The sequence below is a fragment of the Caproicibacter fermentans genome (genome assembly GCF_009746625.1).
GTDB classification, from domain to species: domain Bacteria; phylum Bacillota; class Clostridia; order Oscillospirales; family Acutalibacteraceae; genus Caproicibacter; species Caproicibacter fermentans.
The window spans coordinates 147,119-172,134 of sequence record NZ_VWXL01000052.1; the positions used below are offsets into that span (position 1 = coordinate 147,119).

General features: G+C 56.8%; 24 protein-coding genes. 20 read left to right on the forward strand and 4 right to left on the reverse strand.

Annotated elements, in window-relative coordinates; genetic code table 11:
- Window positions 1-97: 97 nt before the first annotated feature.
- The 17 genes from CAFE_RS08515 (at window position 98) to CAFE_RS08595 (ending at window position 17,825) form a co-directional block, all read left to right on the forward strand.
- Window positions 98-1,183 carry a PucR family transcriptional regulator gene (locus tag CAFE_RS08515; RefSeq protein WP_066645637.1) on the forward strand — a complete coding sequence of 362 codons (1,086 nt, stop codon included), beginning with the start codon at window positions 98-100 and terminating at the stop codon, window positions 1,181-1,183.
- Between the two features lie 164 nt (window positions 1,184-1,347).
- The gene (ftsE, locus tag CAFE_RS08520) at window positions 1,348-2,031 is read left to right on the forward strand and encodes a cell division ATP-binding protein FtsE (protein ID WP_066645639.1); all 684 of its coding nucleotides are present in this window, start codon (window positions 1,348-1,350) and stop codon (window positions 2,029-2,031) included.
- Window positions 2,024-2,935: a permease-like cell division protein FtsX gene (gene ftsX / locus CAFE_RS08525; protein ID WP_066645644.1), complete on the forward strand. Its 912-nt coding sequence runs from the start codon at window positions 2,024-2,026 to the stop codon at window positions 2,933-2,935. The genes ftsE and ftsX overlap by 8 nt, the downstream gene beginning before the upstream one ends.
- Window positions 2,925-4,127, forward strand: coding sequence for a murein hydrolase activator EnvC family protein (locus CAFE_RS20050; RefSeq protein ID WP_228724956.1), 1,203 nt, complete (start codon window positions 2,925-2,927; stop codon window positions 4,125-4,127). The genes ftsX and CAFE_RS20050 overlap by 11 nt, the downstream gene beginning before the upstream one ends.
- A gap of 19 nt (window positions 4,128-4,146) precedes the next feature.
- Window positions 4,147-5,457, forward strand: coding sequence for a S41 family peptidase (locus CAFE_RS08535; protein WP_156990350.1), 1,311 nt, complete (start codon window positions 4,147-4,149; stop codon window positions 5,455-5,457).
- Between the two features lie 113 nt (window positions 5,458-5,570).
- Window positions 5,571-6,056, forward strand: a complete 486-nt coding sequence (gene greA / locus CAFE_RS08540; RefSeq protein WP_066645652.1) for a transcription elongation factor GreA — start codon at window positions 5,571-5,573, stop codon at window positions 6,054-6,056.
- Between the two features lie 128 nt (window positions 6,057-6,184).
- The gene (lysS, locus tag CAFE_RS08545) at window positions 6,185-7,693 is read left to right on the forward strand and encodes a lysine--tRNA ligase (protein ID WP_156990351.1); all 1,509 of its coding nucleotides are present in this window, start codon (window positions 6,185-6,187) and stop codon (window positions 7,691-7,693) included.
- Window positions 7,694-7,699: 6 nt separating this feature from the next.
- Window positions 7,700-8,398, forward strand: a complete 699-nt coding sequence (locus tag CAFE_RS08550; protein ID WP_156990352.1) for a hypothetical protein — start codon at window positions 7,700-7,702, stop codon at window positions 8,396-8,398.
- 200 nt (window positions 8,399-8,598) lie between these two features.
- A complete protein-coding gene (locus CAFE_RS08555) occupies window positions 8,599-9,288 on the forward strand; it encodes a response regulator transcription factor (protein ID WP_066645658.1) in 690 nt (229 codons plus the stop codon).
- A 27-nt stretch (window positions 9,289-9,315) separates the two neighbouring features.
- The gene (locus CAFE_RS08560; protein WP_066645660.1) at window positions 9,316-10,830 is read left to right on the forward strand and encodes a sensor histidine kinase; all 1,515 of its coding nucleotides are present in this window, start codon (window positions 9,316-9,318) and stop codon (window positions 10,828-10,830) included.
- Window positions 10,831-10,842: 12 nt separating this feature from the next.
- Entirely contained in the window at window positions 10,843-12,570 is a 1,728-nt protein-coding gene (locus tag CAFE_RS08565) for a S1C family serine protease (RefSeq protein ID WP_156990353.1), read from the forward strand.
- A 248-nt stretch (window positions 12,571-12,818) separates the two neighbouring features.
- Window positions 12,819-14,105 (forward strand): FAD-dependent oxidoreductase, encoded by a 1,287-nt coding sequence (locus CAFE_RS08570; RefSeq protein WP_156990354.1) that lies wholly within the window; start codon window positions 12,819-12,821, stop codon window positions 14,103-14,105.
- A gap of 196 nt (window positions 14,106-14,301) precedes the next feature.
- Window positions 14,302-14,670 carry a Na-translocating system protein MpsC family protein gene (locus CAFE_RS08575; protein WP_066645664.1) on the forward strand — a complete coding sequence of 123 codons (369 nt, stop codon included), beginning with the start codon at window positions 14,302-14,304 and terminating at the stop codon, window positions 14,668-14,670.
- Window positions 14,671-14,754: 84 nt separating this feature from the next.
- Complete coding sequence (locus CAFE_RS08580) at window positions 14,755-15,543, forward strand: ABC transporter ATP-binding protein (protein WP_066645666.1); 789 nt, start codon at window positions 14,755-14,757, stop codon at window positions 15,541-15,543.
- Between the two features lie 17 nt (window positions 15,544-15,560).
- Complete coding sequence (locus CAFE_RS08585) at window positions 15,561-16,451, forward strand: ABC transporter permease (RefSeq protein ID WP_066645668.1); 891 nt, start codon at window positions 15,561-15,563, stop codon at window positions 16,449-16,451.
- A 25-nt stretch (window positions 16,452-16,476) separates the two neighbouring features.
- Entirely contained in the window at window positions 16,477-17,508 is a 1,032-nt protein-coding gene (locus tag CAFE_RS08590; RefSeq protein WP_156990355.1) for an ABC transporter substrate-binding protein, read from the forward strand.
- Window positions 17,509-17,657: 149 nt separating this feature from the next.
- On the forward strand, window positions 17,658-17,825 hold the full coding sequence (locus CAFE_RS08595) for a hypothetical protein (protein WP_156990356.1): 168 nt from the start codon (window positions 17,658-17,660) through the stop codon (window positions 17,823-17,825).
- Here the strand turns inward: CAFE_RS08595 and CAFE_RS08600 are convergent.
- Window positions 17,812-18,747 (reverse strand): DUF4349 domain-containing protein, encoded by a 936-nt coding sequence (locus tag CAFE_RS08600; protein WP_166525098.1) that lies wholly within the window; start codon window positions 18,745-18,747, stop codon window positions 17,812-17,814. The genes CAFE_RS08595 and CAFE_RS08600 overlap by 14 nt on opposite strands.
- 240 nt (window positions 18,748-18,987) lie before the next feature.
- Between CAFE_RS08600 and CAFE_RS08605 the strand changes: the two genes are divergently transcribed.
- Window positions 18,988-20,187 carry an MFS transporter gene (locus CAFE_RS08605; RefSeq protein WP_156990358.1) on the forward strand — a complete coding sequence of 400 codons (1,200 nt, stop codon included), beginning with the start codon at window positions 18,988-18,990 and terminating at the stop codon, window positions 20,185-20,187.
- Window positions 20,188-20,209: 22 nt separating this feature from the next.
- Here the strand turns inward: CAFE_RS08605 and CAFE_RS08610 are convergent, their stop codons facing one another.
- Window positions 20,210-20,578: a MerR family transcriptional regulator gene (locus CAFE_RS08610; protein WP_066645674.1), complete on the reverse strand. Its 369-nt coding sequence runs from the start codon at window positions 20,576-20,578 to the stop codon at window positions 20,210-20,212.
- Between the two features lie 85 nt (window positions 20,579-20,663).
- On the opposite strand from CAFE_RS08610, the gene CAFE_RS08615 reads away from it, so the two are divergent.
- On the forward strand, window positions 20,664-21,071 hold the full coding sequence (locus CAFE_RS08615) for a carboxymuconolactone decarboxylase family protein (protein WP_066645675.1): 408 nt from the start codon (window positions 20,664-20,666) through the stop codon (window positions 21,069-21,071).
- Here CAFE_RS08615 and CAFE_RS08620 read toward each other — a convergent pair.
- The gene (locus CAFE_RS08620; protein ID WP_156990359.1) at window positions 21,068-22,312 is read right to left on the reverse strand and encodes an MFS transporter; all 1,245 of its coding nucleotides are present in this window, start codon (window positions 22,310-22,312) and stop codon (window positions 21,068-21,070) included. The genes CAFE_RS08615 and CAFE_RS08620 overlap by 4 nt on opposite strands.
- A 133-nt stretch (window positions 22,313-22,445) precedes the next feature.
- Here CAFE_RS08620 and CAFE_RS08625 point away from each other — a divergent pair, with 133 nt between their 5' ends.
- A complete protein-coding gene (locus CAFE_RS08625; protein ID WP_156990360.1) occupies window positions 22,446-23,198 on the forward strand; it encodes a DUF2087 domain-containing protein in 753 nt (250 codons plus the stop codon).
- Window positions 23,199-23,257: 59 nt separating this feature from the next.
- Here CAFE_RS08625 and abc-f read toward each other — a convergent pair whose 3' ends face one another.
- Window positions 23,258-24,736 carry a ribosomal protection-like ABC-F family protein gene (gene abc-f / locus CAFE_RS08630; RefSeq protein ID WP_156990361.1) on the reverse strand — a complete coding sequence of 493 codons (1,479 nt, stop codon included), beginning with the start codon at window positions 24,734-24,736 and terminating at the stop codon, window positions 23,258-23,260.
- Between the last annotated feature and the right edge of the window lie 280 nt (window positions 24,737-25,016).

Below are 25,016 nucleotides of genomic sequence, written 5' to 3' on the forward strand. Positions count from 1 at the left end.
GATACGGTTGAAATCTTATTCATCTTTATGTAAAATGGATACAGAATGGCTGTTTGTATTAGTTTAAGTTCAGATAGATTGGAAATGAGGGAATGCCATGTCTAACAGGCTGTTTCAGGGTGTAATCCATCAAATGAAGGATGCGATCGACCGCACCATCGGTGTGATCGACGAAACCTCCGTAATTATCGCCTGCAGCGAGCTAGGGCGGATCGGGGAAGTGAACGACAGCATCACGGCGGAAACACTGGCCGCGCCCGGTACCTTTGTGGTCAACGGTTATACCTACCGGTCTTTCGGCAACCGCCCGCGCCCGGAATACGCGGTGTTTGTTTCAGGCAGCGACCCGGAGGCCGGCCGGTACGCTTCGCTTCTGGCCGTTTCGCTCAGCAGCATCAAGCAGTACTACGATGAAAAGTACGACCGAAGCAACTTTATTAAAAACGTTATCCTGGACAATATCCTGCCCGGAGACATTTATTTGAAGGCACGGGAGCTTCGCTTCAATTCAGATGTCAGCCGCGTGTGCATGCTCATCAAAATTACGAACAAATCGGATATTTCTGCTTTTGACGTCATCCAGAACCTGTTCCCGGACAAGAACAAGGATTTCATCATCAACATCAACGAAACCGACATTGCGCTCGTGAAGGAAGTCAAGCCCGGCATCGAAATGAAAGACCTGGATAAGCTGGCGGGGTCGATCGTCGACACGCTCAGCAGCGAGTTTTACACCCACTGCGTCGTCGGCATCGGAACCATCGTTTCGGGCATCAAGGATCTTGCGCGTTCATTTAAGGAAGCACAGGTCGCGCTGGAGGTCGGAAAGGTGTTCGACACCGAGCGGCTGATCGTCAGCTACGACAACCTGGGCATTGCGCGTTTGATTTACCAGCTGCCCACAACGCTGTGCGAGGCGTTTTTGAAGGAGGTCTTCAAGCGCGGCTCCATCGATTCGCTGGACCACGAAACCCTGTTTACCATTCAGCGCTTCTTTGAAAACAACCTGAATGTTTCCGAAACCTCGCGCAAGCTGTTCGTCCACCGCAACACGCTGGTATACCGTCTGGAGAAGATTAAGAAAATCACCGGACTGGATCTGCGGGAATTCGAAGACGCCATTATTTTCAAGGTTGCGTTAATGGTAAAGAAATATCTTTCCTCCAACCCGGTTAAATTTTAACAGAATAAAAAATTACAAAAATATTACAAAGTTTTCTAATAAAGAATTATATTATCAGAGCCCGTTGGTATTATGTAAACGTACCAACGGGCTTTCTTTTTTGCGCCCCAAAAGTGGTAAAAACAGGGAAAATAATGGGAATTTGAAGATATGGAGAGATGGAATTGATTGAATTTCAGGACGTGAGTAAAATCTATTCCAACGGCACGAAAGCGCTGAGCAATGTCAACCTTCACGTTAATGACGGCGAATTTGTATTCATCGTGGGGTCGTCGGGCGCGGGGAAAAGCACCTTTTTAAAGCTGATTACCTGCGAGGAGCGGCCGAGCGAAGGCGAGATCGTCGTGGGGGAGCAGAAGCTGAATGAACTCAAACGGGGAGACGTGCCGTATTTAAGGCGCACAATGGGGATGGTGTTTCAGGATTTCCGCCTGATTCAGAAAATGACGGTTTATGAAAACGTGGCGTTCGCCATGCATGTCGTCGGCGCTTCCAGCCGTGAAATCCGCAGGCGCGTGCCATACATACTGGGCCTTGTCAATCTTCAGAACAAGGCGGACTGCCATCCGCGCGAGCTTTCGGGCGGGGAGCAGCAGCGCGTGGGCCTTGCGAGGGCGCTGATTAATTCTCCGCGCCTGCTGATCGCGGACGAGCCCACCGGAAACATCGACCCGGCGCTCTCTTTTGAAATCGTCGATCTGTTCAGTGAAATCAACAAGCGCGGAACCACCATTCTGATGGTGACGCATGAACATTCCCTCGTCAAGCATTTCGGGCGCAGGGTGATTGAAATACACGGCGGCACCGTTGTTGCGGACAGCTGCAACTGGGAGGTGCGCCATGCTTAACAATATCCGCTATTTGCTGCGGGAAGGCGTCAGGAACATCTGGAGCAACCGCACCATGTCGCTCGCGTCGATCGGCGTGCTGGTTTCCTGCCTGCTTCTGACCGGGGCCGCGACGCTGTTCTCCATGAATATCAGCGCCGCGATGGCCTCGGTGGAAGGCAGCAACTCCGTTAAAATTTATATGGACAAGGATCTGCCCGTTCTGGCTTCCCTCAAGGCGGGCGAAGAGATTAAAAAGCTGGACAACATTAAAAGCTGCCAATTCGTTTCGAAAGACGACGCGATCCAGAAGGTTATGGGAATGCTCGGCGACAAGGACTCCTCTTTGATCAAGGATATGACCGGAAAGGACAACCCTCTGCCGGACGCGTTTCAGGTTTCCTTTAAGGATCTGTCAAAATACAAGGATACGGTGGAACAGATCAAAAAAATCGACGGGGTTTCTTCGATTAACGACTACTCCGACATCGCGGCAAAGCTGACCAGCCTGGACCGGCTGGTGACGACCGTCGGGTTCTGGATTATCCTGCTGCTCAGTCTGGTTTCCCTGTTTATTATCTCAAATACGATCCGCGTGACCATGTTTTCACGCAGACTGGAAATCAGCATCATGAAATCCGTGGGCGCGACCAACTGGTTCGTGCGCGTGCCGTTTGTTGTGGAGGGCGTTATCATCGGCCTGATTTCGGGCGGGGTCGGCAGCCTGATCCTGCGGTTCCTTTACGACAAGCTTACCGGCACGCTGACCTCCATCACGGTTTTTTCACCGATTTCGGTCGGGCCGATCCAGTGGAAGATCACGCTGATGTTTCTGCTGGCCGGTTCTTTGTTCGGGGCGGTCGGCGGAGCGATTTCCATCGGAAAATATTTGAAGAAAGAGGGAGGCGAGATCGTTGAATGGTAACAAAGGAATGAAAATCCTCGCGGCGGTGCTGGCGGCGTTTCTGATGGTCCTTTCCGTGCCGGCGGTAAAGCCGGCGCAGGCTTCCACCCTGAGCCAGCTGCAGAAAAGGCAGAGCGCGCTCAAGCAGAAAAAGGAGCAGGTGGACGCGCAGATTAAAAGCCTGAAAAACGACAAAGCAAAAAAACAGCAGTATAAAGACGCGCTGACTTCGCAAATTAGTACGGTAGAGGAACAAATTGACAATCTGAACGATCAGATCGCAGATCTGAACAGCAATATCAAAGAGAAAGAGGATCAGATCGCGCAGAAGCAGAAGAGTATCGACACGGACCTTGCAAAGCTGAAGGACAGACTCTACGCCATTTATCTGACCGGCGACGCCTCCACCCTGGAAGTGATTCTGAACGCGAAGAGCGTGATGGACCTGGCGGACAAGGCCGAGGTCCTGCAGGCGATTACCCAGCACGACACGGACCTGATCAACCAGCTTAAGGACGAAATGAAGTCCGTTTCGGACCAGAAGTCGGAGATAGAAAAGCAAAGGGCCGCCGTGGCGGAAAGCAAAAAGGAATACGATAAGAAACAGTCCGAACTGACCGGCTATATCAATGAGGCGAACAGCGCCCTTGCCGACATTGCTTCCGATGAATCCGCGGCGCAGGCGCAGAGCAAAGCGCTTGCCAAGCAGGAGGACGAGGCCTCGGCCGCGGTCGACCAATGGTACCGGGAGTACTATGAATCGTTAAAGAAAAACAGCGGCGGGACCTCCGGCAGCGGCGGCTATATCAGCAAGGGCAACTTTACCTGGCCGGTGCCGAGCTGTACGAGTATTTCCAGCCCGTTTGGATCACGCTGGGGCGGCTTCCACAAAGGGATCGATATTTCCCGGTCCGGCATCTACGGCGCGGCGATCGTCGCGGCGGACTCCGGCAAAGTCATCCAGGCGGGTTACGGCCAGTACGGCACCGGCTACGGGGGGTACGGCAACGTGGTCGCCATCGACCACGGCGGCGGGTATTCCACGCTGTACGGCCACATGAGCCGCGTGGCGGTCAGCAAAGGGCAGCAGGTGACGAAGGGGCAGGTCATCGGCTACGTCGGTTCCACCGGCCAGTCCAGCGGACCGCACTGCCATTTTGAGATCCGCGTGAACGGCGTCGCGAAAAACCCGATGAACTGGTTTACAAAGTAATCGATAAGGACTGAAGGCAATGGGCAAAAAATTCCCGCTGGGAGCGGCGATATCGATTTCGGCCGTCACGGCGGCCGTCACGGTTTCGCTCACCTACGTTTACGCCATGAACAGCTTTAATTCCAAAGTGGCCGATATCAACGAACGGCAGGCCATGTACCAGAAGCTGAGCGAAATCGACCAGAAGGCGCGGCAGGACTACATCGGCACGATCGACGACGCCTCCCTGACGGACGGCATCTGCGCCGGGTACGTCGCGGGGTTGGGGGATTCGCACGCCCAGTATCTCTCCGCCCGGAAGTACAAGGAGTATCTGGCGGCAAATTCCTCCAAAAGCATCGGGGTCGGCATTAAAACCGTTCAGGATGAGGACGGAAACATGGAGGTAACGGAGGTGCTGCCGAATTCCCCGGCGGAGAAGGCGGGAATCAAAAAGGGCGACGTCATTGTGACGATGGACGGAAAGGAAATTGTGCGCATTACCTACGGCGACGCGCTGAACAAGCTGGACGGCACGGCGGGAACCAAGGTGGCGCTGGGCGTTTTGCGCCCGAAAGCGCAGCCGGTCTCCTCGTCTTCCTCCGCGGCCGCCGCGTCGGAGCGCATGACGCTGACCGTCACGCGCGCGGAGTATACGGAACAAACCGTCACCCATTCCATGATCAACGGGAACGCCGCGTATCTGAAAATTTCGGAATTTACGCAGGACACGCCCGCGAAGTTCAGCTCGTCGCTCAATAAGCTCCTCGGCGAAGGCGCCTGCGGCCTCGTCGTGGATCTGCGCAACAATCCGGGCGGCAGCGTAGAGGCGGCCGCGAAGGTGCTGGACGTTTTGCTGCCCGCCGGAAACACGGTCAGCAGCCGGGATAAAAGCGGAAAGGTCACGGTGGAGTACGCCTCAAAATCCGGCGAAGTCGATTTGCCGGTCAGCGTTCTGATCAACGGCAGCACTTACGGAGCGGCCGAAATTTTTGCCGCGGATATCAGGGATTTTAAAAAGGGCCTGCTGGTGGGGGAAAAGACGGCCGGCTATGGAACAAAGGACGAGGCGGTTCCGCTTTCCGACGGCTCTGCCATGATTCTTTCCGTCGCGGATTATCTCACCCTTGGCGGGAAGACTTTTAACGGGACCGGAATCGGGGCGGATATGAACAAAAGCCTGACCGCGGAACAGGAAAACAAGCTGATCCGCAGCCGGCTGCCGTTTGCGGAGGACCCGCAGATTCAGGCGGGCGTCACCGCGCTGATTCGCCAGGGAGCCGCCGTGCGGCAGGTGCCGGGGACTTCTTCCTCATCCGGCGCGGCCACGTCGCAAAGTCCGGCAGATTGACGCCGCCGGATTTTCGCCCGCGGATTTATTGACAGAACGGACCCGGCTCACTATAATAGAATTATTCCGGCGGAGCGCCTGAATTTCGCGAAAGAGTAAAAGGTGGTAGTAAAATGGTCAAACAGGTAGTCCTGACAAAGGAAGGCCTTGAAAAGCTGGAGAACGAGCTTGAGGAACTGAAAAGCGTTAAAAGAAAAGAAGTTGCCGAGAAAATCAAGGTTGCCCTTTCGTTTGGCGACCTGTCCGAAAACAGCGAGTACGACGAAGCGAAAAACGAGCAGGCGATCATTGAGGCGCGCATCGCGGATATTGAGGTTTTGCTGAAAAATGTCCGGGTCCTCGATGAAAGCGAACTGAGCAGCGAGAATGTTCATATCGGCTCCAAAGTGGAGCTGCGCGTTGTCAACCCCGAAACCGGAAGCAGCAGGGTGGTCAATTACCGGATGGTAGGCTCCAACGAGGCTGACCCGGTTAACGGCTGCATCTCTGACGAATCCGCGGTCGGGAAAGCAATCCTGGATCACGGAATCGGCGACAAGGTTACGGTGGAAGTGCCCGCCGGCGTAATGGAATATGAGATTTTAGCCATATCCAAATAAAACTGCGGGCAGGGGAGGCTGTTGTGACGGTCGCTCCTGCCTTTTTTCCGCGCCGCCCGCCGATCCCTGCATCGGGGGGCTTTTCGGCGCAAACGGACCGGATGGAAATTATTACTTGATATAGGAGAATGAACATGAGCGACGGTACAACGGGACTGACAGAAAATCCGGAAAACAGAAGCGAAACCGAAATCCGAAGGGACAAGCTGAGCGCGCTGCAGCAGGCGGGCAAGGATCCCTTTTATATCACCACCTGCCCCCACGACCGCTCGGCGCAGGAAATCCGCGACCGTTTCGCGGAGCTGGAAAATCAGGACGTATGCATCGCGGGCCGGATTATGGGCTGGCGCGATATGGGCAAGGCCGGGTTTATGGACCTTGCCGACCGCAGCGGACGGATTCAGGTCTATATGAAAATCGACCAGGTCGGCGAGGAAAGCTATACCGACCTGAAAAATTACTGGGATGTCGGCGACATTATCAGCGTAAAGGGCTATGTGTTTAAAACGCGCCGCGGCGAAATTTCCGTTCACGCGAAAGAAATCCGCCTGCTCTCCAAATCCCTGCTGCCGCTGCCCGAAAAATTTCACGGGCTGAAGGACACGGACCTGAGGTACCGCCAGCGGTACCTCGACCTGATCATGAACCCGGAAGTCAGGGAGACGTTCTTAAAACGCAGCGCCATCATCCGCGCCATCCGCGACGTGCTGGACGGCCTGGGCTATGTGGAAGTCGAAACGCCGGTCCTGAACACCGTTGCGGGCGGCGCGGCGGCCCGCCCGTTTGTTACCCACCACAATACCCTCGATATGGACCTGTACCTGCGCATCGCGACGGAGCTGCACCTGAAGCGCCTGATCGTCGGCGGCATGGAGCGGGTGTATGAAATCGGCCCCTGCTTCCGCAACGAGGGCATGGACGTGAAGCACAGTCCGGAGTACACCAGCCTGGAGCTGTACGAGGCCTATACCGACTACCACGGCATGATGGACCGCACCGAGCTGCTGGTTCAGGAATGCGCCAGGAAGGCCTGCGGCACCGAGCGTGTCACCTGGCAGGGGGAGGAGATCGACCTTTCCGGGCAGTTTACCCGCCTTTCGATGAACGACGCGATTCAGAAATACGCGGGGATTGATTTCCTCTCGTTTAAGGGCGACGACGAAAAGGCGCGCGAGGTTGCGGGTCAGCTTCACCTGGAGCTGGGTTCCGCCGACAGATGGGGCGACATCATGGCGAAGGCCTTCGAGGCGACCGTCGAGGATAAGCTCGTCCAGCCGACGTTCATTTACGACTATCCGGTGGAGGTTTCTCCGCTGACAAAGCGCAAGCGCGGCATGCCGGAGCTGGTGGAACGCTTCGAGCTGTTTATCAACCGCTGCGAATTCGCCAACGCCTATTCGGAACTGAACGACCCGATCGACCAGCGCGGCCGTTTTGTGCATCAGGCGGAATTGCGCGCCTCGGGCGAGGAGGAAACCGATGTGATCGACGAGGATTTCCTCACGGCGATGGAATACGGAATGCCGCCGACCGGCGGCATGGGCATGGGCATCGACCGCCTTGTGATGCTGCTGACGGACAGCGCCTCGATTCGCGATGTGCTTTTGTTCCCCACAATGAAGCCGCGGGAGGATTGATCGGAAATGGCAAGGGAAGGTCTCCTGCTCCAGGAAGACGGGAACGGGCCGGAACAGCCCGCGCCCGCCCCGGAAACGCCGAAGAAGAAGGCGGAAAATTTCTGGTATTATCATAAGTGGCATATACTGGTGCTTCTGCTGGCGGTCGTCGTCGCCTCTTTCCTGATTCGCGACATGATGCGGCCGAAAGCGGATTATGAGATCGGGATGATCACGGCGTACACCTGTCCGCAGGACGCCATCGATCTGCTGCAGAAACAGATTGAAAAATACGGGGAAGATTTAAACGGCGACGGGCGCGTGATCGTTCAGATCAACAACTACACGGTCGAGCCGAACGGCGGCGGGACCCAGGCGCAGATTGCAGGCCAGGTGAAGCTGGAGGCGGACCTTTCCACAGGCGAAAGCATGCTGTTTTTCACCGATGAGGATTCCTTTGCACAGCAGCAGGAAAAAATTCAGATGTTTGCGAAGACGGACGGCAGCACGCCGGAAAAGGGAGAAAACGGTCCAGAGGGGATGCGGGTTCCTGTTTCCGAACTCAAGGCGCTTTCCGGTCTCTCTTATCAGGGCTCGGACGGGGTGAACCCGATGGACGGGCTTGGCCTTTCGCTGAGGATCTATCAGGGCTCCGCGGTCGACGGAAAGCACGACGGCTACTGGGAAGCGTCCTGGCGCCTGTTTCAGAAGCTTGCCTCGGGCTGACGGACGAATTGATGCAAAAGCGCGGCGCAATCGATTGCTGCCGCGTTTTTTGCAGTTTTCGCGAAAAACTTTTAAAATATATTCATCATTTTTTCTGGAAATCTATTATAATCAAAATAGTGTACATCCTAAAGAAAGCACTGATTTCATGAAAAAGCGCGGCCGGGCGGCCGAAGTAAATGACGAGGGAGGACGTAAAAATGGCGGCGGGAAAGATCCTTGTGGTGGACGATGACCAGAACATCTGCGAGCTGCTGCGATTGTATCTGGAAAAAGAGGGATACGACGTGGTTCTGGCGGGCAGCGGAAAAAAGGCTCTGGAAGAATTTGAAAAGGAAAACCCGGACCTGATTCTGCTGGACATCATGCTCCCGGAATTGGACGGCTGGCAGGTCTGCCGGGAAATCCGCAAAAAATCGCAGTGCCCGATCATCATGCTGACCGCGAAAGGGGAAGTATTCGACAAGGTGCTGGGCCTGGAGCTCGGCGCGGACGATTACGTCGTCAAGCCGTTTGAGGCAAAGGAGGTTGTGGCGCGCATCAAGGCCGTGCTGCGCCGGCTGGGCAAAAACGGCGGCGAAAGCGTAAAAGAGGTTAAATTCGACAAGCTGTCCATCAACCTGACCAATTACGAGCTGAAGGTCAACGGCGTTCAGGTCGACACGCCGCCAAAGGAAATGGAACTGATTTATCACTTGGCGAGCAACCCGAACCGGGTTTTCACGCGCGACCAGCTTCTTGACGAGGTTTGGGGATTCGATTATTACGGCGACAGCCGTACGGTTGACGTTCACGTCAAACGCCTGCGCGAAAAGCTGGAGGGAGTTTCCGACCAGTGGGAACTGAAAACCGTTTGGGGCGTCGGCTATAAATTTGAGGTAAAGGAATAACCGGAGAACCGCCTCCGGGGGGATGCAATGCAAAAAACCCTGTTTAAAAAATACCTGCGGATTACCTCCCTGGTCATCATCGTCAGCTTCTTTTTGCTCAGCTTCGTCATGCTGATTGCGATATCAGGCTACTGGCAGTCTGAAAAACAGGACCTTCTGCGCAAAAACGCGCAGAGCGTCGCAAGAATCGCCGCGGACAGCGTCATCACGGTGAACCGGAACGAATACCAGGTGGACGGGATGAGGATGCAGACCTTTATCCTCGCGTTCGCCGACAACATCGACTCGGATATTTTCGTGACCAAGCAGAACGGGCAGATCCTGCTGGCCGCCTACGGCAGCGGCGGGAATGTGGACAGCACCAGGAAGGTCAGCGCGGCGATCATGCAGAAGGCGCTGAACGGCGGGTACACGGCGCAGGGTACCATGGACGGTTTTTACGACCAGCGGTATTATATCGTCGGGGAACCGATTGCGGTTGCGGTGAACGGGACCCCCGTGCAGATCGGGGCGGTGTTCGCCGCGTACAGCGTGAAAACCTTCAACGCGTTCCGGCTTGACATCATGAAAATGATCATTCTGGCCGCGCTCGCCGCGTTTGCGGTTTCGTTCTGCGTGATCTGGCTGTTTTCTTTCCGGCTGGTGCAGCCGCTGCGCAACATGGCGGCGGCGGCGCGGTGTTTCGGCGAAGGGAATTTCTCGGTGCGCGTGCCGGTCACCAGCCAGGATGAAATCGGGCAGCTTTCGGTGGCTTTTAACAACATGGCGGATTCCCTCGCTTCGGTGGAGCATGTGCGGCGCGATTTTATCGCGAATGTCTCGCACGAGCTGAAGACGCCGATGACGACGATCGCCGGATTCATCGACGGAATTCTGGACGGGACCATCCCGGCTGAAAAAGAGGGGCAGTACCTGGGCATTGTTTCGCAGGAGGTCAAAAGGCTGTCGCGCCTAGTGCGCACCATGCTGGACCTTTCCCGCATCGACAGCGGGGAGCTGAAGCTGCGCCCCGCCCGGTTCGACCTGACCGGCACCGTGCTTTCCGCGCTTTTGTCGTTTGAAAAGGCGATTGAGGACAAAAAGATCGAAGTGCGCGGACTGGAAAACGCCGAAAGCCTGTTTGTCGACGGAGACCCCGACATGATTCATCAGGTCGTGTATAATCTGATCGACAACGCCGTAAAATTTACAAATGAAGGCGGCTACCTCGAAATCGGAATCCGGGAGGAACCGGACCGTACCACGGTTTCCGTGGAAAACAGCGGCGACGGGATCTCTCCGGACGAACTGCCGATGGTCTTCGAGCGTTTTTATAAGACCGACAAATCCCGCAGCCAGGACAAAAACGGCATGGGGCTTGGACTCTATATCGTCAAAACGATCATCCGGCTGCACGGCGGGGAAATTACCGCCCGGAGCGTCTGGCATAAGAACTGCCGGTTTGAGTTCTGGCTGCCCAGGCACAAGGAAAAAATCCGCGAGGAACGCCGTCTGGTGGAAACCCGGGGCGAAGAGCCAAAAGCGAACCCAAAAAAGAAATGAAAGGGCTTTTTTATGAACGATAACGGTTTTGACCCAAACAGTGAAAAAGACCCATGGGAATACGGAGACCGCCGGCAGGACGGCGAAGATCAGGAGACACAGGATTCCCGGGAACAGACGGAAAACGGTGAGGCATCCCGGGAGGAACCGGGCGGGGGGACCCAGCCGGCCGCCCCGGAGCAGCCGCAGGAGGAGCGGTCCTCGGAACCGCAGGAGGAAGCCCCGCCGCCCGCCCAGGAGCCCGGACGGCAGCAGGACGCGCCCTATGGACAGTACGGCAGCCCCTACGGTCAGGGAAACGGTTACGGCACCTACGGCGGTTCGCCTTACGGTTCGCCCTATGGCTCGCCGTACGGGCAGCAGGGAGGCAATCCCTACGGGCAGCAGAATTACGGCGGATACGGGGCGCAGCAGAACGGCGGGCAGCAGTATGACAACCCGTACGGCCAGTCCTACTGGAATTATCCCTATAACGGGCAGTACGGACAGCAGCCGGGCCGCCCGCCGGAGCCGCCCAAAAAAATGAGCAAAGGCCTGAAGGCATTCTTCTGGGTTTTGGGCGTTGTGGTTGTGGGACTGATCGTCGGAACCGGGATTTACGGCTACCGCGTGTCGAATCAGCTGCCGGAAGAGAATTCGGCCTCCTCCGCATCGTCCTCCGTTCAGGGCGGGCAGAACAGCGGCGCGGCCTCTTCCTCGGCGCCGGAACAGCTCATCGGGGGCGTGGAAGGCGACGGGACGAACTCCGCTTCCGGCGGAATCACGGTGCAGCCGCATCCGTCGGGGAGCGAACTTTCCGCAACGGAGGTCTACAAGCGGGTAATTCAGAGCGTGGTCGGCGTGCAGACGACGATTCAGCAGAGCGGCACCAGCGAGGGGACCGGCATCGTCGCGTCCTCCGACGGATATATCCTGACCAACGCGCACGTGATCAATTACTCCAAAGACTACCCCGTCAAGGTGGTCCTGCACAACAATAAGGCCTATGAGGCGAAGGTGGTCGGATACGACAAGACTTCCGACCTTGCGGTCCTCAAAATCAATGCGTCCGGTCTTTCTCCGGCGACGTTCGGCACCGTGGACGGCATGCAGGTCGGCGACCGGGTCATCGCGATCGGAAATCCCGGCGGGCTCAGCTTCGCGGGTTCCCTGACCGGCGGATACATCTCCGCCCTCGACCGTTCGATCGAGGAGCACAGCGACAACGGCATGACCTACATTCAGACGGACGCGGCGATCAATCCCGGCAACTCCGGCGGACCGCTGGTGAATCTGTACGGCCAGGTCATCGGCATCAACTCCAACAAAATCGTCGCGACGGGCTACGAAGGCATGGGCTTCGCGATTCCGGTCAGCCGCGCGAAAACCATCATCGACGACCTGGTCGCCCACGGCTATGTGTCCGGCCGCACCCGGCTCGGAATCAAGGCTTCGACGGTTCAGGACATGTACACGCAGATTTACGGCTTCCCGCAGGGCGTTCTGGTACAGTCGGTCGATGACGACAGCTCCCTGAAAGACGCCGGCGTGGTTCAGGGCGACATCATTACCGAGGCGGACGGCACGAAAATCGCGGATCTGGACGGCCTCTACGCCATTCTGAACCGGCATAAGCCCGGCGATGTGATCAAGCTGAAGCTTTTTGCCACTTCTCTTTCGGAAACGGGCGGCGGCGGCAAGGCCGGAACGACCAGAGAAGTCAGCGTGAAGCTGATGGAGGATAAGGGAGAAACACAGTAAAGGAACGGTTCGGCCGGTTCCGCGTGAGGCGGGACCGGCCTTTTTGCATATTTGATTGACAAAAGACGGGGCGGGCCCTATCATGGACTTAAAAGCGAATCCGGATGAATTCGCGCGCGGAAGCCTGCAAAAAAAGGTCCCGCCGCGCCTGCAATTCCCTGGGGGCAAAAGCGTATCAATTCCGCGCCGGCTGCGCATCATAAATCTGTTGATACGCGCGCAGGCGCGTTCGGAAAGGGGAGGCCGGGATGGAACGGAAAAAACGGGCGGTCATCGCGGGCGGCGGATGGGCCGGCTGCGCGGCGGCTGTATCCGCGGTAAAATGCGGGCTGGAGGCCGTGCTGCTGGAACGGACGGATATGCTGCTCGGCACGGGTCTGGTCGGCGGAATCATGCGCAACAACGGGCGTTTCGCGGCGCAGGAGGAATGTTCGGCGCTTGGCGGCGGCGAGCTGTTTCGCATCACCGACGAGTGCGCCCGGCACCGCAACGTCGATTTTCCGGGGCACCGGCACGCGACCCTGTATGATATTGCGCTGACGCCGGCCGCGGTCAGCCGGTATCTTGAGGAACTCGGCATTCGGGTCGAATACCAGTCGCGCGTGGAAAAAGCGGAGGTTTCGGACGGGGCGGTGCGGAGCGTGAAGGACGGCGCGGGCCGCGTTTTTGACGGCGACGTGTTCGTCGACGCGACCGGTTCCGCCGGGCCGCAGGGCAACTGCCGGAGCTACGGCAACGGCTGCGCGATGTGCGTCCTGCGGTGCCCGAGCTTCGGCGGAAGAATCAGCCTCACCGCCCTCGCGGGCGTTTCCGAAATCCAGGGAAAAAACGCTTCCGGAGGAACCGGGGCGATGAGCGGAGCATGCAAGCTGCTGAAGGAATCGCTCGCGCCTTCCCTGGTGGAACGGCTTGAAAGGACCGGCGTGGCGGTGGTTCCGCTGCCGGAGGAGCTTGTGGAGGACCACCTTGCGAAAAAGGCCTGCCAGCAGTACGCGCTGCCGGAGTACCGGAAAAACCTGATTTTGCTCGACACGGGCCATGCCAAGCTGATGACCCCTTACTTCAATCTGCAGAAGCTGCGCCGGGTTCCGGGTTTTGAAAACGCGCGGTACGCCGACCCGTACGCGGGCGGGCGCGGAAATTCCGTCCGCTTTCTGGCGATGGCCCCGCGCGGCGATTCCCTTCTGGTGCGCGGGACGAAAAATCTGTTCTGCGCGGGAGAAAAAGCAGGGCTGCTGGTCGGTCACACGGAGGCGATTGTCACCGGGACGCTCGCGGGGTACAACGCCGCGCGGCTGGCGGGAGGAAACGAGCCGCTGACGCTTCCCCGTCAGCTTGCCTGCGGGGAGGCGATTGCCTTTGTGCGGGAACAGATGAAAACGCCGCGCGGGCTTTCCATGAAATACACGTTCTCGGGGTCTGTGCTGTATGAACGTTTGGAACAGCTGGGCCTTGAATGCGCCGATCCGGAGCGGATCCGTGCCCGGGTGGAACGCCTTGGTCTGACGGGCGCACTGCGCCCGTTGGGAACTTAATATTCGTTTGTTTTGGTGTCATTTTTCCCGGACCAATCTATTATGGTAGTAGATGTGCAAGAAGCAGGAAACTGCGGTGGGAACGCAAAGAGGAAAGACGCTTTAAGGTTCACCTTAAAGCGTCTTTTTTTTTCAGGGACAATATCTAACAGGAATCAAGGGGTTCCGGACGGAGGTTCGGAAGGGAGGGAGCGCCATGGTCGCGGGTACGTTTAAGCAGGAAATTCTGAAGGTTTACAACAATGTTAACAGGCGGATTTTCAATACCGGCGTCAGGCAGCAGAATGTCGAATTCACTGGGAACAAAATTATTATCCTTTCCCTGAACACCCGGATCCCCGCTTTAAAGCTTCTGGACGACAGTTATTCCGGAACGACCGAGTATATGGACCACCTGCTGACGCAGGTGTTTAAAAAACAGATTAAATCAGCGATTGAACAGCAATTTCATCTGAAAGTAATCGCCGTCTTCAAGGACTACGACGCGGCGTCGGAGTATTCCGGCACCATCCTATGCCTTGACCGCGATGTAGAAGCCTGTCTGAATGAACTGCCGGAGCTTTAATCGGAAAGAGCCGGTACCGCAGTCCGCCAAAAATCAGCGGCGGAGCTGTATGTGTAATCAGTTCAAGAAAGGAAGAGTTTTAGAATGAGCGAATCCTGCAAAATCGAGGTGATCGGGGTCAGTAAAATCTTTCGCAGGGACGGCAAAAACGTGGCCGCCCTCGCGGAGACGAATCTCGCTGTCCGGGAAGGGCGCTTTGCAAGCATCATCGGCCCTTCCGGCTGCGGAAAATCGACCCTGTTCAATATTATCGCCGGGCTGATGCCGCCGACGACCGGGGACGTTACCGTCGACGGGCAGAGCATCGTCTGCAGGGCCGGCACGGTCGGCTATATGCTGCAAAAAGACTTACTTCTTCCCTGGCGTACGATTCTGGACAATATTATTCTTGGGCTTGAAATCCGCGGCGAACCGCGCGCAAAGGCCGTGGAACGGGCCCTCCCGTTAATGGAAAAATACGGACTGAAAGGCTTTGACAGCCATTACCCGAACGAACTCTCGGGCGGAATGCGGCAGCGTGCCGCGCTGCTGCGTACCCTGCTTTACGACCGCGATATTATGCTTCTGGATGAACCGTTCGGCGCGCTGGACGCCCAGACCAGGCTTTCCATGCAGAACTGGCTTTTGGAAATCTGGAAGGACTTCGGCAAAACGGTTCTTTTTGTCACGCACGATATCGACGAGGCCGTCTATCTTTCCGACGATGTTTATGTTTTTTCGGCACGGCCGGGGCGTGTCCGCGCGAAAATCGCGGTGCCCATCGAACGGCCGAGAAAACCGGAGGACCTGACGACCGAACGGTTTATGGAGCTGAAACATCATCTGCTGGAACTGCTTTCTGAAGAGCGGGACCCGGCGGAGGAAATTTCTTAGGGACGGGAGTGAGGGCAATGGATGCTTACAATCAGGAAAGCTATTGCGGCGCGGTACGTCCGGCGGAACGGGAATCCCCGAAAAAAGAGGAAGACGACGCGGCGCGCTCCATCGAAACCTATGACGGAGAATTACAGGACAAAAAGCGCAGGCGGCGGGTGCTCGCCGGAAGAATTCTGGTGGGCATCTTTCTGTTTGCCGGCTGGGAGCTTTTTACGCGTATCGGCTGGATGGACCCCTATTATTGGAGCAGTCCGAGCGAAATTCTGAAAACAGCCTGGGTGCAGCTGACCGAAGGCACCCTCCTTCGTGATATTGTTTATACCTCCGGCTCCACGGTTATCGGCTTTGTGACCGGAACCCTGACCGGCGCCCTGCTGGGCCTGTCGTTCTGGTGGTCGAAAACCTACGCGGGAATCAGCGAGCCGTTTCTGATTATTCTGAACGCTCTGCCCAAACTGGCTCTGGGCCCGGTGCTGGTCATTTTGTTTGGCATCGGTTTTTTTTCCAAGGCCGTCCTCGCTTTTCTGATGACGGTGGTGACCAGCGCGATTTCCGCCTACGGCGGAGTGAAAAGCGTGGACCCCGCGCTGGAAACGCTGATGGTATCCCTCGGCGCCAAACGGCGGCAGGTGTTTACGAAAGTCGTCGTGCCGTGGTCGATGCCGTGGATCATCTCCAGCCTGCGAATCAACATCGCGCTGGCGCTGGCCGGTTCCATCGTGGGCGAGTTCATCTCTTCCGAGCAGGGCGTGGGCCGCATGATCATCTATGCGGGCACGATTCTCGATATTAACCTGGTCTGGGTGGGCGTGTTCGTCCTATCCATCCTTTCCATGCTGATGTACTGGGGAGTCATCCTTCTGGAAAAATGGTTGTCCAAACGACTGGCGATCATTTCCTCATAAATATTTTTTACGGAGGGAAAACAATATGAAACAAAAGTGGATGCGTTCCACAGGGAGGAAGATTTTGGCGGCGGCGGTCGGCCTGACGGCCGCGCTGCTGACGGGATGTTCGCCCTCCATGCAGACTCAGGGAGGCAGTACGGAGCTGAAAAAGCTGGTGATTGCGGAGCCCGTGCATTTAAGCGGCTACCTGCCGCTGTACGTCGCGCAGCACGAGGGGTATTTTAAAGACCAGGGGCTGGACGTCAAAGTGATTCAGGCAACCGGCGGAACCCATGTGACGGCGGTCGTCAGCGGGGACGCCTGGGGCGTAATCGGCGGAGTCGATTCCATCGCGCTCGGCAACAAGAACAATTCGGACCCCATCACGGCGGTTTGCAACTGCGTCAACCGCGCGAATGTGTATCTGTTTGCAAAGACGGGGATGGTTCCCAAAAGCGGCAGCGAAGCGGACCTGAAAGAGTTTTTGAAGGGAAAGACCATCGTCGCGGGACGCCACGGCGGAAGCCCGAACCTGCTGACGCGGTACCTGCTCATCAACCTGGGCCTCGACCCCGAAAAGGATGTGCACCTGATTGAAAACGCGGACGCGTCCACCGTGGTCGCCATGCTGCAAAACGGCAACGGGGACGTTGGAAACGGCGCGGAGCCGCAGATCTGCGAGGGAATCTCGAAAGGAATCTGGGGCGAGCCGTTCTATAAATTTACCGATCTCGGCGATTTCTCCTATTCTGTGATCAGCGTGAAGAAATCGACCATCGACAAGGACTCCGAAACCGTTCAAAAGTTTGTAAGCGCGATGAAAAAAGCCCTGAAAGCCGTTCAGGACGACCACGAGATGGCGAAAAAGGTTCTGAAACAGGAGTTCCCAACTTTATCGGAAGATGAAATTAAGGCTTCTCTCGACCGTGCCTATGCGGATCATCTCTGGAGTCCGGATGGGGTCATCAGTGAAAAAGCGGTGACCACAGACATGGATATGCTTTTAAAGACCGGCATTTACAGCGGCTCTTATTCCTTTCAAACGCTGGTGGATATGCAGTTTGTGAACAAATAGAAAAATCGGATCATAAGAAGCGCGGCGCCCCGGAAAATATCTCGGTTTATTCCGGAGCGCCGCGCCGTTTCTTTGCCCGGCGGGCGAATAGTTTTTCCTCCTGCGCCGTAAGATGAAGTATTCGGGGGCGCACGGAGGGAGAGAAGAATATGAATGTTCTGGCGGGGGTCACGATCCTGCTGTCGTTTATCGGGCTGCTGACCGCCGTGCGCGGCGGGGAGCGGGAGTCGCTGTCGGCGGCAATGACGGCCCTTTTGCTGTTTTTGCTGTCGCTGTGCGGCGGCGTGCTGGCGTTTTTGTTCCTTATTTGGTATTAGAAGAATCCGATTTGCCGGAATCGTACGGCGGAACGCTCCGCGTCTTCCTCTTTTGAAGCCGCCTGCGCAGGAAGAGCACCGCCGCGCCGAACACGGCCAGAACGGCGAGGAACGGAAGGGCCGCGGCGACGCCGAGAACCAGGTAGCGAAGCGTTACCCCCAAAGCGCTGAGCGAGGATTGAAAGATGGAGCCGATCTGCCCGCCAAAGTCTTTTGCCGGGGGCGCGGTAAGCTCCGCGACCTCGCGGATCTTAATGGTTACGGTCGACAGGCTGACAAGGGAATCCCACTGCTTGAGCTGCCCGGTCAGCTGTTCGATTTCGTTTTCAACATCCGTCAGGCGCTGCTCGATTTTCAGAATATCGTCCATCTTTTCTGCCGTCTGCATCAGCGAAAGAAGCCGGTCCTGCTCTGTGCGCAGGGATTTCACCCGCGTTTCGGCATCAAAGTAATTTTGTGTCACATCCTGCCCGCTGATGCTTTTGGAGACCACATTGCCGAGGTCCCCGGCGCTTTGCAGAAAGCTTTGCAGCTTGCCGGACGGCACGCGCAGGGTGTACGAGGCGTTCCGCAGCGCGTTGCTGCCGGGGACGTCGCCCTGAACGGAGGAATTCTCTATGTATCCGCCGAAGGATGCGACGAGCGATTGCAGCTTGTCGTTCAGCTCGTCGTAGCGGACGGTTTGGAGCGTAAGCTCCGCGCTTTGTATCACCTTGCGGGAGTCGGAGGCCGGCCTTTCCGCACCGGACGCGGCGGCTTTCTGCGTACCGTCCGTCAGGCCCGCGGCGTCCGCGGAATGTTCCGCCGCGGAGGACGGGGAAACGGCGTTCGTCCGGCCCTGTGGGGCGGAGGCGCCGGAGGAGCATCCCGCGGCGACCAGGCAAAAGACCGCCGTCAAAAAGAATACCGTTAGCCTTTTCATTGGAAATCCCCTTTCCAAATCCATGATTTTCCTTGTGATTCCATTTTACACAAAAACTGGGAATAAAGCAAGCGAATGCGTCTCTTGACTTTTTATGCGAAAGAATTATAATAGAAGTACTTTAAATACAGGAGAACTTTTATGAGAAATCCGACCTGATTTGTTTTTTGCGCATTTGGCTCGTCTGAAAGAGTACGGGCTTTCTTTTGCTGCCAAAAAACGAAACAGGAGGATCTTTTTTTGCGGTCTTTTCAATCTCATATTTATTTTGTAATTGTCCTTTTGCAGGGCATGGTGTTTTACGCGCCCGCCGCGGGGCTGTACCGGGTGGAGCGCGGCCTGAGTGTGTTCGACATCACGCTGATTGAGAGCATATCCCTGATTGTGATGATCGCGCTGGAAATTCCGATGGGGTTTCTCGCGGAGCGGATCGGGTACCGGAAAACCATCTTTTTCTGCAACATTCTGTTCTTTCTCTCCAAGCTGGTTTTCTGGCGGGCGGACGGTTGTGCGCTGTTTCTGGTGGAACGGATGATGCTTTCCGTTGTGTGCGCGGGTCTTTCCGGCTGTGATTCGGCCTACCTTTTCGCCTGCGCGGGAGAAACCGACAGCGCGGCGGCGTTCAGTCGTTACCATGCTCTTACGACGCTGGGAATTGTTGCCGCAGCGCTGGTTTTTACGTTTGGGATCGGCGGGAATCTCGATCTCTCCGCCGAGCTGACCGCGGTGGTTTACGGCGCCGCCGCCCTGCTTTCATTTTTCTTACCGGAGGTTGAAGTTCCCCGCGCGGAGCATGCCCCAATGAGGCAAACGGTACGCTTCCTTCGTTTGCGCGGCGGGGAAACCCTGCGGTTTCTGCCGTATCTGGCCGCGTGCGCGCTGCTGACCCAGACGGCGCAGACCGTTTCGGTGTTTCTGAGCCAGCTGCAGTACCTGCGCTGTGGAATCGCAACCGAAACCATGGGGCTGTGCTATCTTGCGGTGCAGGGGGCGGCGCTCTCTTCTGCGTTTTCCCATCGCCTTTCCGCCCGGTTGGGAGAAACGGCGTTTTCCTCCGCGCTGTTTGTGGCCGCCGCGGTTTCCTGCGCCGTTTTAGCGGTTACGCGCAGCGCGGTGCTTTCGGTTGCCTGCGTCGCGGCCCTGAGCGCGGCTGCCGCGCTGCTGGGGCCTTCCGTGATGACGGTTCAGAATCGCCAGCCCGGCGCAAGCTTTGCCCGCGCCGCCGTTTTAAGCGTTTATTCCATGGGGACGGACGGCTTTTCCGCGGGGGTCAACGCGGCGATTGGAAAGGCGGCGGACGGCGGACTGGGCCGGGCGTTTCTTTGCAGCGCCGCGTTTTGCGCCGCGGGTCTTGGCTTGTACCTTTTCTGGGCGCGGTACGTCGGGACAGGGGACGGCCGGTTCACCGGCGGACCGGATGAGTGTTCGGAGCGGACCTAAAAGAGCCAAAAAACCGCCGCGTCTATTTTTCAGACGCGGCGATCTTTTTTTCATAGAATTCCATTTTTTGATCTAAGTGACTTAGGTGCTCTTCCCAGATCCTTTTTTGCTCCAGAACGAACGCACGGTGATTTTTGAGCAGAGTCAACCGCTCCCGCAGGGTGGAATCGCCCTGGCCGCGCAAAAAAGCATAGCGCCGGATCTGTTGAATCGGCATTCCGGTTTCTTTCAACCTTTTGATAAAAGAAATCCATTGCAGATCGGCATCGGTAAAAATTCGTCTGCCGGAGCTGTTTCGATTCACGGCAATCAGCTTTTCCTTTTCGTAATAACGCAGGGTGTCGATGCTGATTCCGGAAAGCCTTGAAAATTCGCCGATCAAATAAGACATCAAAATTCCTCCCGCTTTTCGCTTGACCTGGAGTAAACTCCAGGTGGTATGTTTCTATCATACTGCAAAAGGAGATGAATAACAAATGGAAACAAAACGTTATGAAAGCGGCGCCGCACGGCTGGCCGAAATCGACGGGGAGGGAGGAAAACGGGTGATCGATTCCCTGCGGGAGATTGCGCCGGACCTGGGAAAATACATCATTGAATTCGCGTTTGGGGATATTTACCGCAGAGAGGGGCTGAGCCTGTGGGAGCGCGAGCTGATCACGATTGTGAGCCTGCTGACGGCGGGCGGCTGCGAGCCTCAGCTGGAGGTGCACATTAACGGGGCGCTGAATGTCGGCATGCCGCCGGAAAAAATTGTGGAGGCGTTTCTCCAATGTGTTCCGTATACCGGATTTCCCCGGGTACTCAACGGGATTGTTACTGCGAAAAAAGTTTTCGACAGTCGTAATCTGTCTGTAAAGCCGCAAAAATCACCGGAAATTTAGCCGGAATTACCGCCGGGACGGGATAACTCGAGGTCAAACTGAATAAATTCCCGGAATGGCTTTTGAAACGCGAAGAAGAGAAAAAGAAGCAGATTGATGAAATAACAGCCGAAGATCAGATCTCTGGGACACAGCCATTCGGCGGCGGCTCCCGCGGCGGCGATGCCGAGCGGGGCGATTCCCTGCCCGCCGACCGCGATGAGCGAAAACACCTTGCCGCGCATCTCCTCCGCGGTGCTTTGCTGTACGGAGGTGAGAATCAGCATGTTGACGACGGAATTCCCAATCCCGGCGACGCACAGCAGGAGGATTCCGGTTCGTACGCCGAAAAACGGGAACAGCGCGTTGAGGGCGGTGTCGGCAAAGGCCGAAGAAAGAAAGAAAACCATCCGCTTCCGGCGCGGAATCCGTATAACGGAGGTAAGCAGCATACCGAACAGATTTCCGGCGCAGACGGCGCCCGCCGCAAGCCCGTATTTTTGGATTCCGTAGCCCGGCGTGTTTAAAAACAGCGGCTGAAGCAGGATGGAGGCTCCGCTGCCGAAAAAGTTCAGGAAGCAGGCCATCAGAATCATCATCCGCAGACCGGAGAAATGAACGGTGTACCGGAGTCCGCTTTTTAACTCCTCAAAAAAGGAGGGCGGCTCCGGCGCATCGTTTTCTGTTTTCGGGGGAAGGGTTAAAAAAAGCGACAGCCCGCCGGAGACCAGAAACGAAATACCGTTGAGGAAAAACAGCGGCCATGCTCCCAGAAAGCCGTAAAGAAATCCGCCGGCCGAATTTCCGGCGGTCTGCGTCAAGCGGCCCGCGAGGCTGATCATGGAATTTGCGCGCATCAAATTCTCTTTTTCCACCACGCGCGGCATCACCGACCGGATGCACGGGGTGAAGAAAGCCCCGCCTACGCTGACAACGGTACCCGTCAGGGAAAACATCCACAGCGGAATTCCCCCGAGAAACGTCCAAAGCGCCGCGGCGGTCATGACGAGGCCGCGGGAAAGATCCGCGAGGACAAGGATCCGTTTTTGATTGCACCGGTCGATCACCACGCCCGCGAACGGGGCCGCGATCAGGCCGGGCACGGCGGTGGCGGCGACGACCGCCGCCATCAGCGCGCTGGAACGGTAGGCCTGCAGCAGGAAAAAGCCAAGCGCGATTTCATACATCACGTCCCCCGCCGCAGAAATCAGCTGGCCCTGCCAGAGAAGCAGGTAATTTTGGTGCTTTTTCAGATTCCGCATGATTTCACCTTCTGTTGCAAAGCTTGAATTATCATACGATTCAAAAATATGTTTGTCAATATGCAAACAAAAATAAACTGTGTTTACAAGTTTGATAAAACGTGATAAGATAAAAGGCAGGAGGGGGATTCAAATGGAACTCACGGAATTGTTTTGGAGCGCGTCGGTCGAGGAGCTTGCCGCCGGATTTGTGTACCGGGACGGCTTTTATATCTGCCTGATCTGCGGGGAACGCTTTGAGGACGGCGCGGTTTATCGCGACGGAGAGTCCTTTTACGAAGCGAGAAAATATATCGGGAAGCACATCGCGGCGGAACACGGCTCCGCGTTCGACTGCCTGATCAATTTGGACAAACGGGATACCGGCCTGAGCGAAATACAAAAGGAGTACCTCCGGAGCGCGTATCAAAAGCGTTCCGACCGGGAGACGGCAAGGGCGATGGGGTGCAGCGAATCGACCGTTCGAAACCATCGGTTCAAGCTGCGCGAAAAAGCGAACCAGGCGAAGGTCTTCCTCGCGATTCACCGGCTGGTGGAGCGCAACGCGGAGGAGGAGGGCGCGGGCCGTCTGCTTCCCGTGCCGAAAAGCGCCGCGATGGTCGATCTGCGGTACGCGGTGACCGAGGCGGAGAGCGAAAGAATCCTCCGCACGTATTTCGACGAAGCCGGTCGCTTGAAGGAATTCCCGGCGAAAGAAAAGAAAAAGCTCGTCGTGCTGCGGCAGCTCGGCGCCCTGTTCGCCCCAAAGCGGGAATACACGGAAAAAGAGGTCAACCGGCTGCTGGAACGCGTCTGCGACGATTACGTGACGATTCGCCGCGAGCTGATCGAATACGGCTTCCTCGACCGCAAAAACGACGGCTCCTGTTACTGGGTGCGGGAATAACAAAACAGGAGCCCCCTGAAACGGAAGCCCCTGTGATGCGGCAAAAGACGGAGGAAATGCTAAAGCTCGACAAAGCCCGTGGAAACGGTCTCCTGAAACGCGCGGTCGTGCTCGACGAAAAGCGTGGTGGGTGAAAACGCGCGGATCAATTCCTCCAGCTGCACGCGGGACAGCAGATCGACGTAATTGAGCGGTTCGTCCCAGAGATACAGGTGAGCCGGTTCGCACAGACTCGCGGCGAGCAGAACCTTCTTTTTCTGCCCTTCGCTGTAGCCCGCGGTGTCCTGTTCGAACAGAGCGCGCGAAAAATCCAGCTTGCGCAGAATGGAAAACAGCAGGGTCCGGTCGATTCCCCGTGATTCGGCAAACTCCGTCAGGGTGCCGCGAAGAAAATCTGTCTCTTGCGGCACATGAGAAACGACGAGCCACGGCGCGGAGCGGAAGTCGCCGGTATAATCAATTTTTTGCCCGGTGAAGAGTTTCAGCAGGCTCGATTTTCCGCTGCCGTTGCGTCCGCGTAGAAACAGCCGGTCGCCCGCGCACAGGCGGAACGAAACCGGGCCGCAGACCTTCCGGCTGCCGTAATACAGGCATAGTTCCCGCGCCTCGGCCAGAAGCCCGTTCGGCGGGGAAAGCGGGTGGATTTTCAGGCTTTCGGCCGTGTCCAGGTTTTGCAGCAGCTCCGACTGTTCCCGCACCGCCTTTTCGCGGCGGGCTTCCGTCGATTTTGCCCGCTTCATCATCTTGGCGGACTTGTGGCCGATGTACCCCCGGTCGGGGCGCAGTCCGGAATTCCGCGTGCCGTGTTTGGTCTGTTCCACGCGGTCCGACCAGCCGGAGGTTCGCTCGGCGGCGTCGGAAAGACGTTTGACCGTCCGCTCCAGCTTTTTGTGTTCGGCCAGCTCAAATTCGTCGCGCAGGCGCTTGTTTTCCAGAAACGACGAACAATTCCCCTGTTCCAGGTCGATGCTTTTGCGGTTGATGGAAAGGATGTGGTCGACGCACCCGTCCAGAAACGCGCGGTCGTGCGAAACCAGAAGGAATCCGCTTTTGGAGCGCAGATAGCGCGCCGTGCGCTCGCGGGCTTCCAGATCAAGGTGGCTGGTCGGTTCGTCGATGAGCAGAAAGCGGTTTTCTTTTAAAAAGAGCGCCGCCAGCAGTATTTTGGTCCGTTCGCCCCGGCTCAGCGTGGAAAACGGGCGCTCCGCGGCGTTTGGCGAAACGTCCAGCAGGGACAGCTCCCGCTCGGCCCGCCAGTCCTCGCAGTCCGGAACAAGACTGTGAAAAAGCTCCAGGGCGGATTTGGATTCGTCCGGCACCTCGAACGGGAAATAGTCGAACCCGACGGACGCGGAAATGGTTCCCCGGTACTCGTATTTCCCCATCAGAAGATTCAGAAGGGTTGTTTTGCCCTTCCCGTTGCGGCCGATCAGACCGAGCTTCCAGTTGGTGTCGAATTCGAACGACGCGTTTTCAAAAACGCAGTCCGGACTGCCGTCATAAGCAAAGGTCAGGTTTGATATTCGGATCAGAGACATAATTTCCTCCTGGTAACGCGCGAAAGCCGCGGGAAATTACACCCCGCGGCTCCAGAATAAACGGAAGAAATCATCCCGCCCCCGCAAACGGCGGACGGAAAAATCCCCGGTCAAAAACGGAGCGGTTCGGACGCGCATTCTCCCCGCAGCCGCACGGTGACAAAGACAGCCCAAACAAAACCGGACTGTCAAACCGATTGGCGTACTCATCATCAGCGGGAAAAATGACGCATCCTCCCAGCTCCCTTCCTAAATTACTGCCTTTAATGATACTAAAAAC

Bases quoted from the DNA above. Each gene is read 5' to 3' on its own strand.
- CAFE_RS08560 (WP_066645660.1), top strand. From the start codon at position 9,316: ATGCAAAAAACCCTGTTTAAAAAATACCTGCGGATTACCTCCCTGGTC.
- CAFE_RS08615 (WP_066645675.1), top strand. From the start codon at position 20,664: ATGGAAACAAAACGTTATGAAAGCGGCGCCGCACGGCTGGCCGAAATC.
- CAFE_RS08610 (WP_066645674.1), bottom strand. From the start codon at position 20,578: ATGTCTTATTTGATCGGCGAATTTTCAAGGCTTTCCGGAATCAGCATC.
- CAFE_RS08580 (WP_066645666.1), top strand. From the start codon at position 14,755: ATGAGCGAATCCTGCAAAATCGAGGTGATCGGGGTCAGTAAAATCTTT.
- ftsX (WP_066645644.1), top strand. From the start codon at position 2,024: ATGCTTAACAATATCCGCTATTTGCTGCGGGAAGGCGTCAGGAACATC.
- greA (WP_066645652.1), top strand. From the start codon at position 5,571: ATGGTCAAACAGGTAGTCCTGACAAAGGAAGGCCTTGAAAAGCTGGAG.
- CAFE_RS08570 (WP_156990354.1), top strand. From the start codon at position 12,819: ATGGAACGGAAAAAACGGGCGGTCATCGCGGGCGGCGGATGGGCCGGC.
- CAFE_RS08515 (WP_066645637.1), top strand. From the start codon at position 98: ATGTCTAACAGGCTGTTTCAGGGTGTAATCCATCAAATGAAGGATGCG.
- CAFE_RS08620 (WP_156990359.1), bottom strand. From the start codon at position 22,312: ATGCGGAATCTGAAAAAGCACCAAAATTACCTGCTTCTCTGGCAGGGC.
- CAFE_RS08625 (WP_156990360.1), top strand. From the start codon at position 22,446: ATGGAACTCACGGAATTGTTTTGGAGCGCGTCGGTCGAGGAGCTTGCC.
- CAFE_RS08575 (WP_066645664.1), top strand. From the start codon at position 14,302: ATGGTCGCGGGTACGTTTAAGCAGGAAATTCTGAAGGTTTACAACAAT.
- lysS (WP_156990351.1), top strand. From the start codon at position 6,185: ATGAACATGAGCGACGGTACAACGGGACTGACAGAAAATCCGGAAAAC.
- CAFE_RS08590 (WP_156990355.1), top strand. From the start codon at position 16,477: ATGAAACAAAAGTGGATGCGTTCCACAGGGAGGAAGATTTTGGCGGCG.
- CAFE_RS08595 (WP_156990356.1), top strand. From the start codon at position 17,658: ATGAATGTTCTGGCGGGGGTCACGATCCTGCTGTCGTTTATCGGGCTG.
- CAFE_RS08565 (WP_156990353.1), top strand. From the start codon at position 10,843: ATGAACGATAACGGTTTTGACCCAAACAGTGAAAAAGACCCATGGGAA.
- CAFE_RS08550 (WP_156990352.1), top strand. From the start codon at position 7,700: ATGGCAAGGGAAGGTCTCCTGCTCCAGGAAGACGGGAACGGGCCGGAA.
- CAFE_RS08600 (WP_166525098.1), bottom strand. From the start codon at position 18,747: ATGAAAAGGCTAACGGTATTCTTTTTGACGGCGGTCTTTTGCCTGGTC.
- CAFE_RS08555 (WP_066645658.1), top strand. From the start codon at position 8,599: ATGGCGGCGGGAAAGATCCTTGTGGTGGACGATGACCAGAACATCTGC.
- CAFE_RS08535 (WP_156990350.1), top strand. From the start codon at position 4,147: ATGGGCAAAAAATTCCCGCTGGGAGCGGCGATATCGATTTCGGCCGTC.
- CAFE_RS08585 (WP_066645668.1), top strand. From the start codon at position 15,561: ATGGATGCTTACAATCAGGAAAGCTATTGCGGCGCGGTACGTCCGGCG.
- abc-f (WP_156990361.1), bottom strand. From the start codon at position 24,736: ATGTCTCTGATCCGAATATCAAACCTGACCTTTGCTTATGACGGCAGT.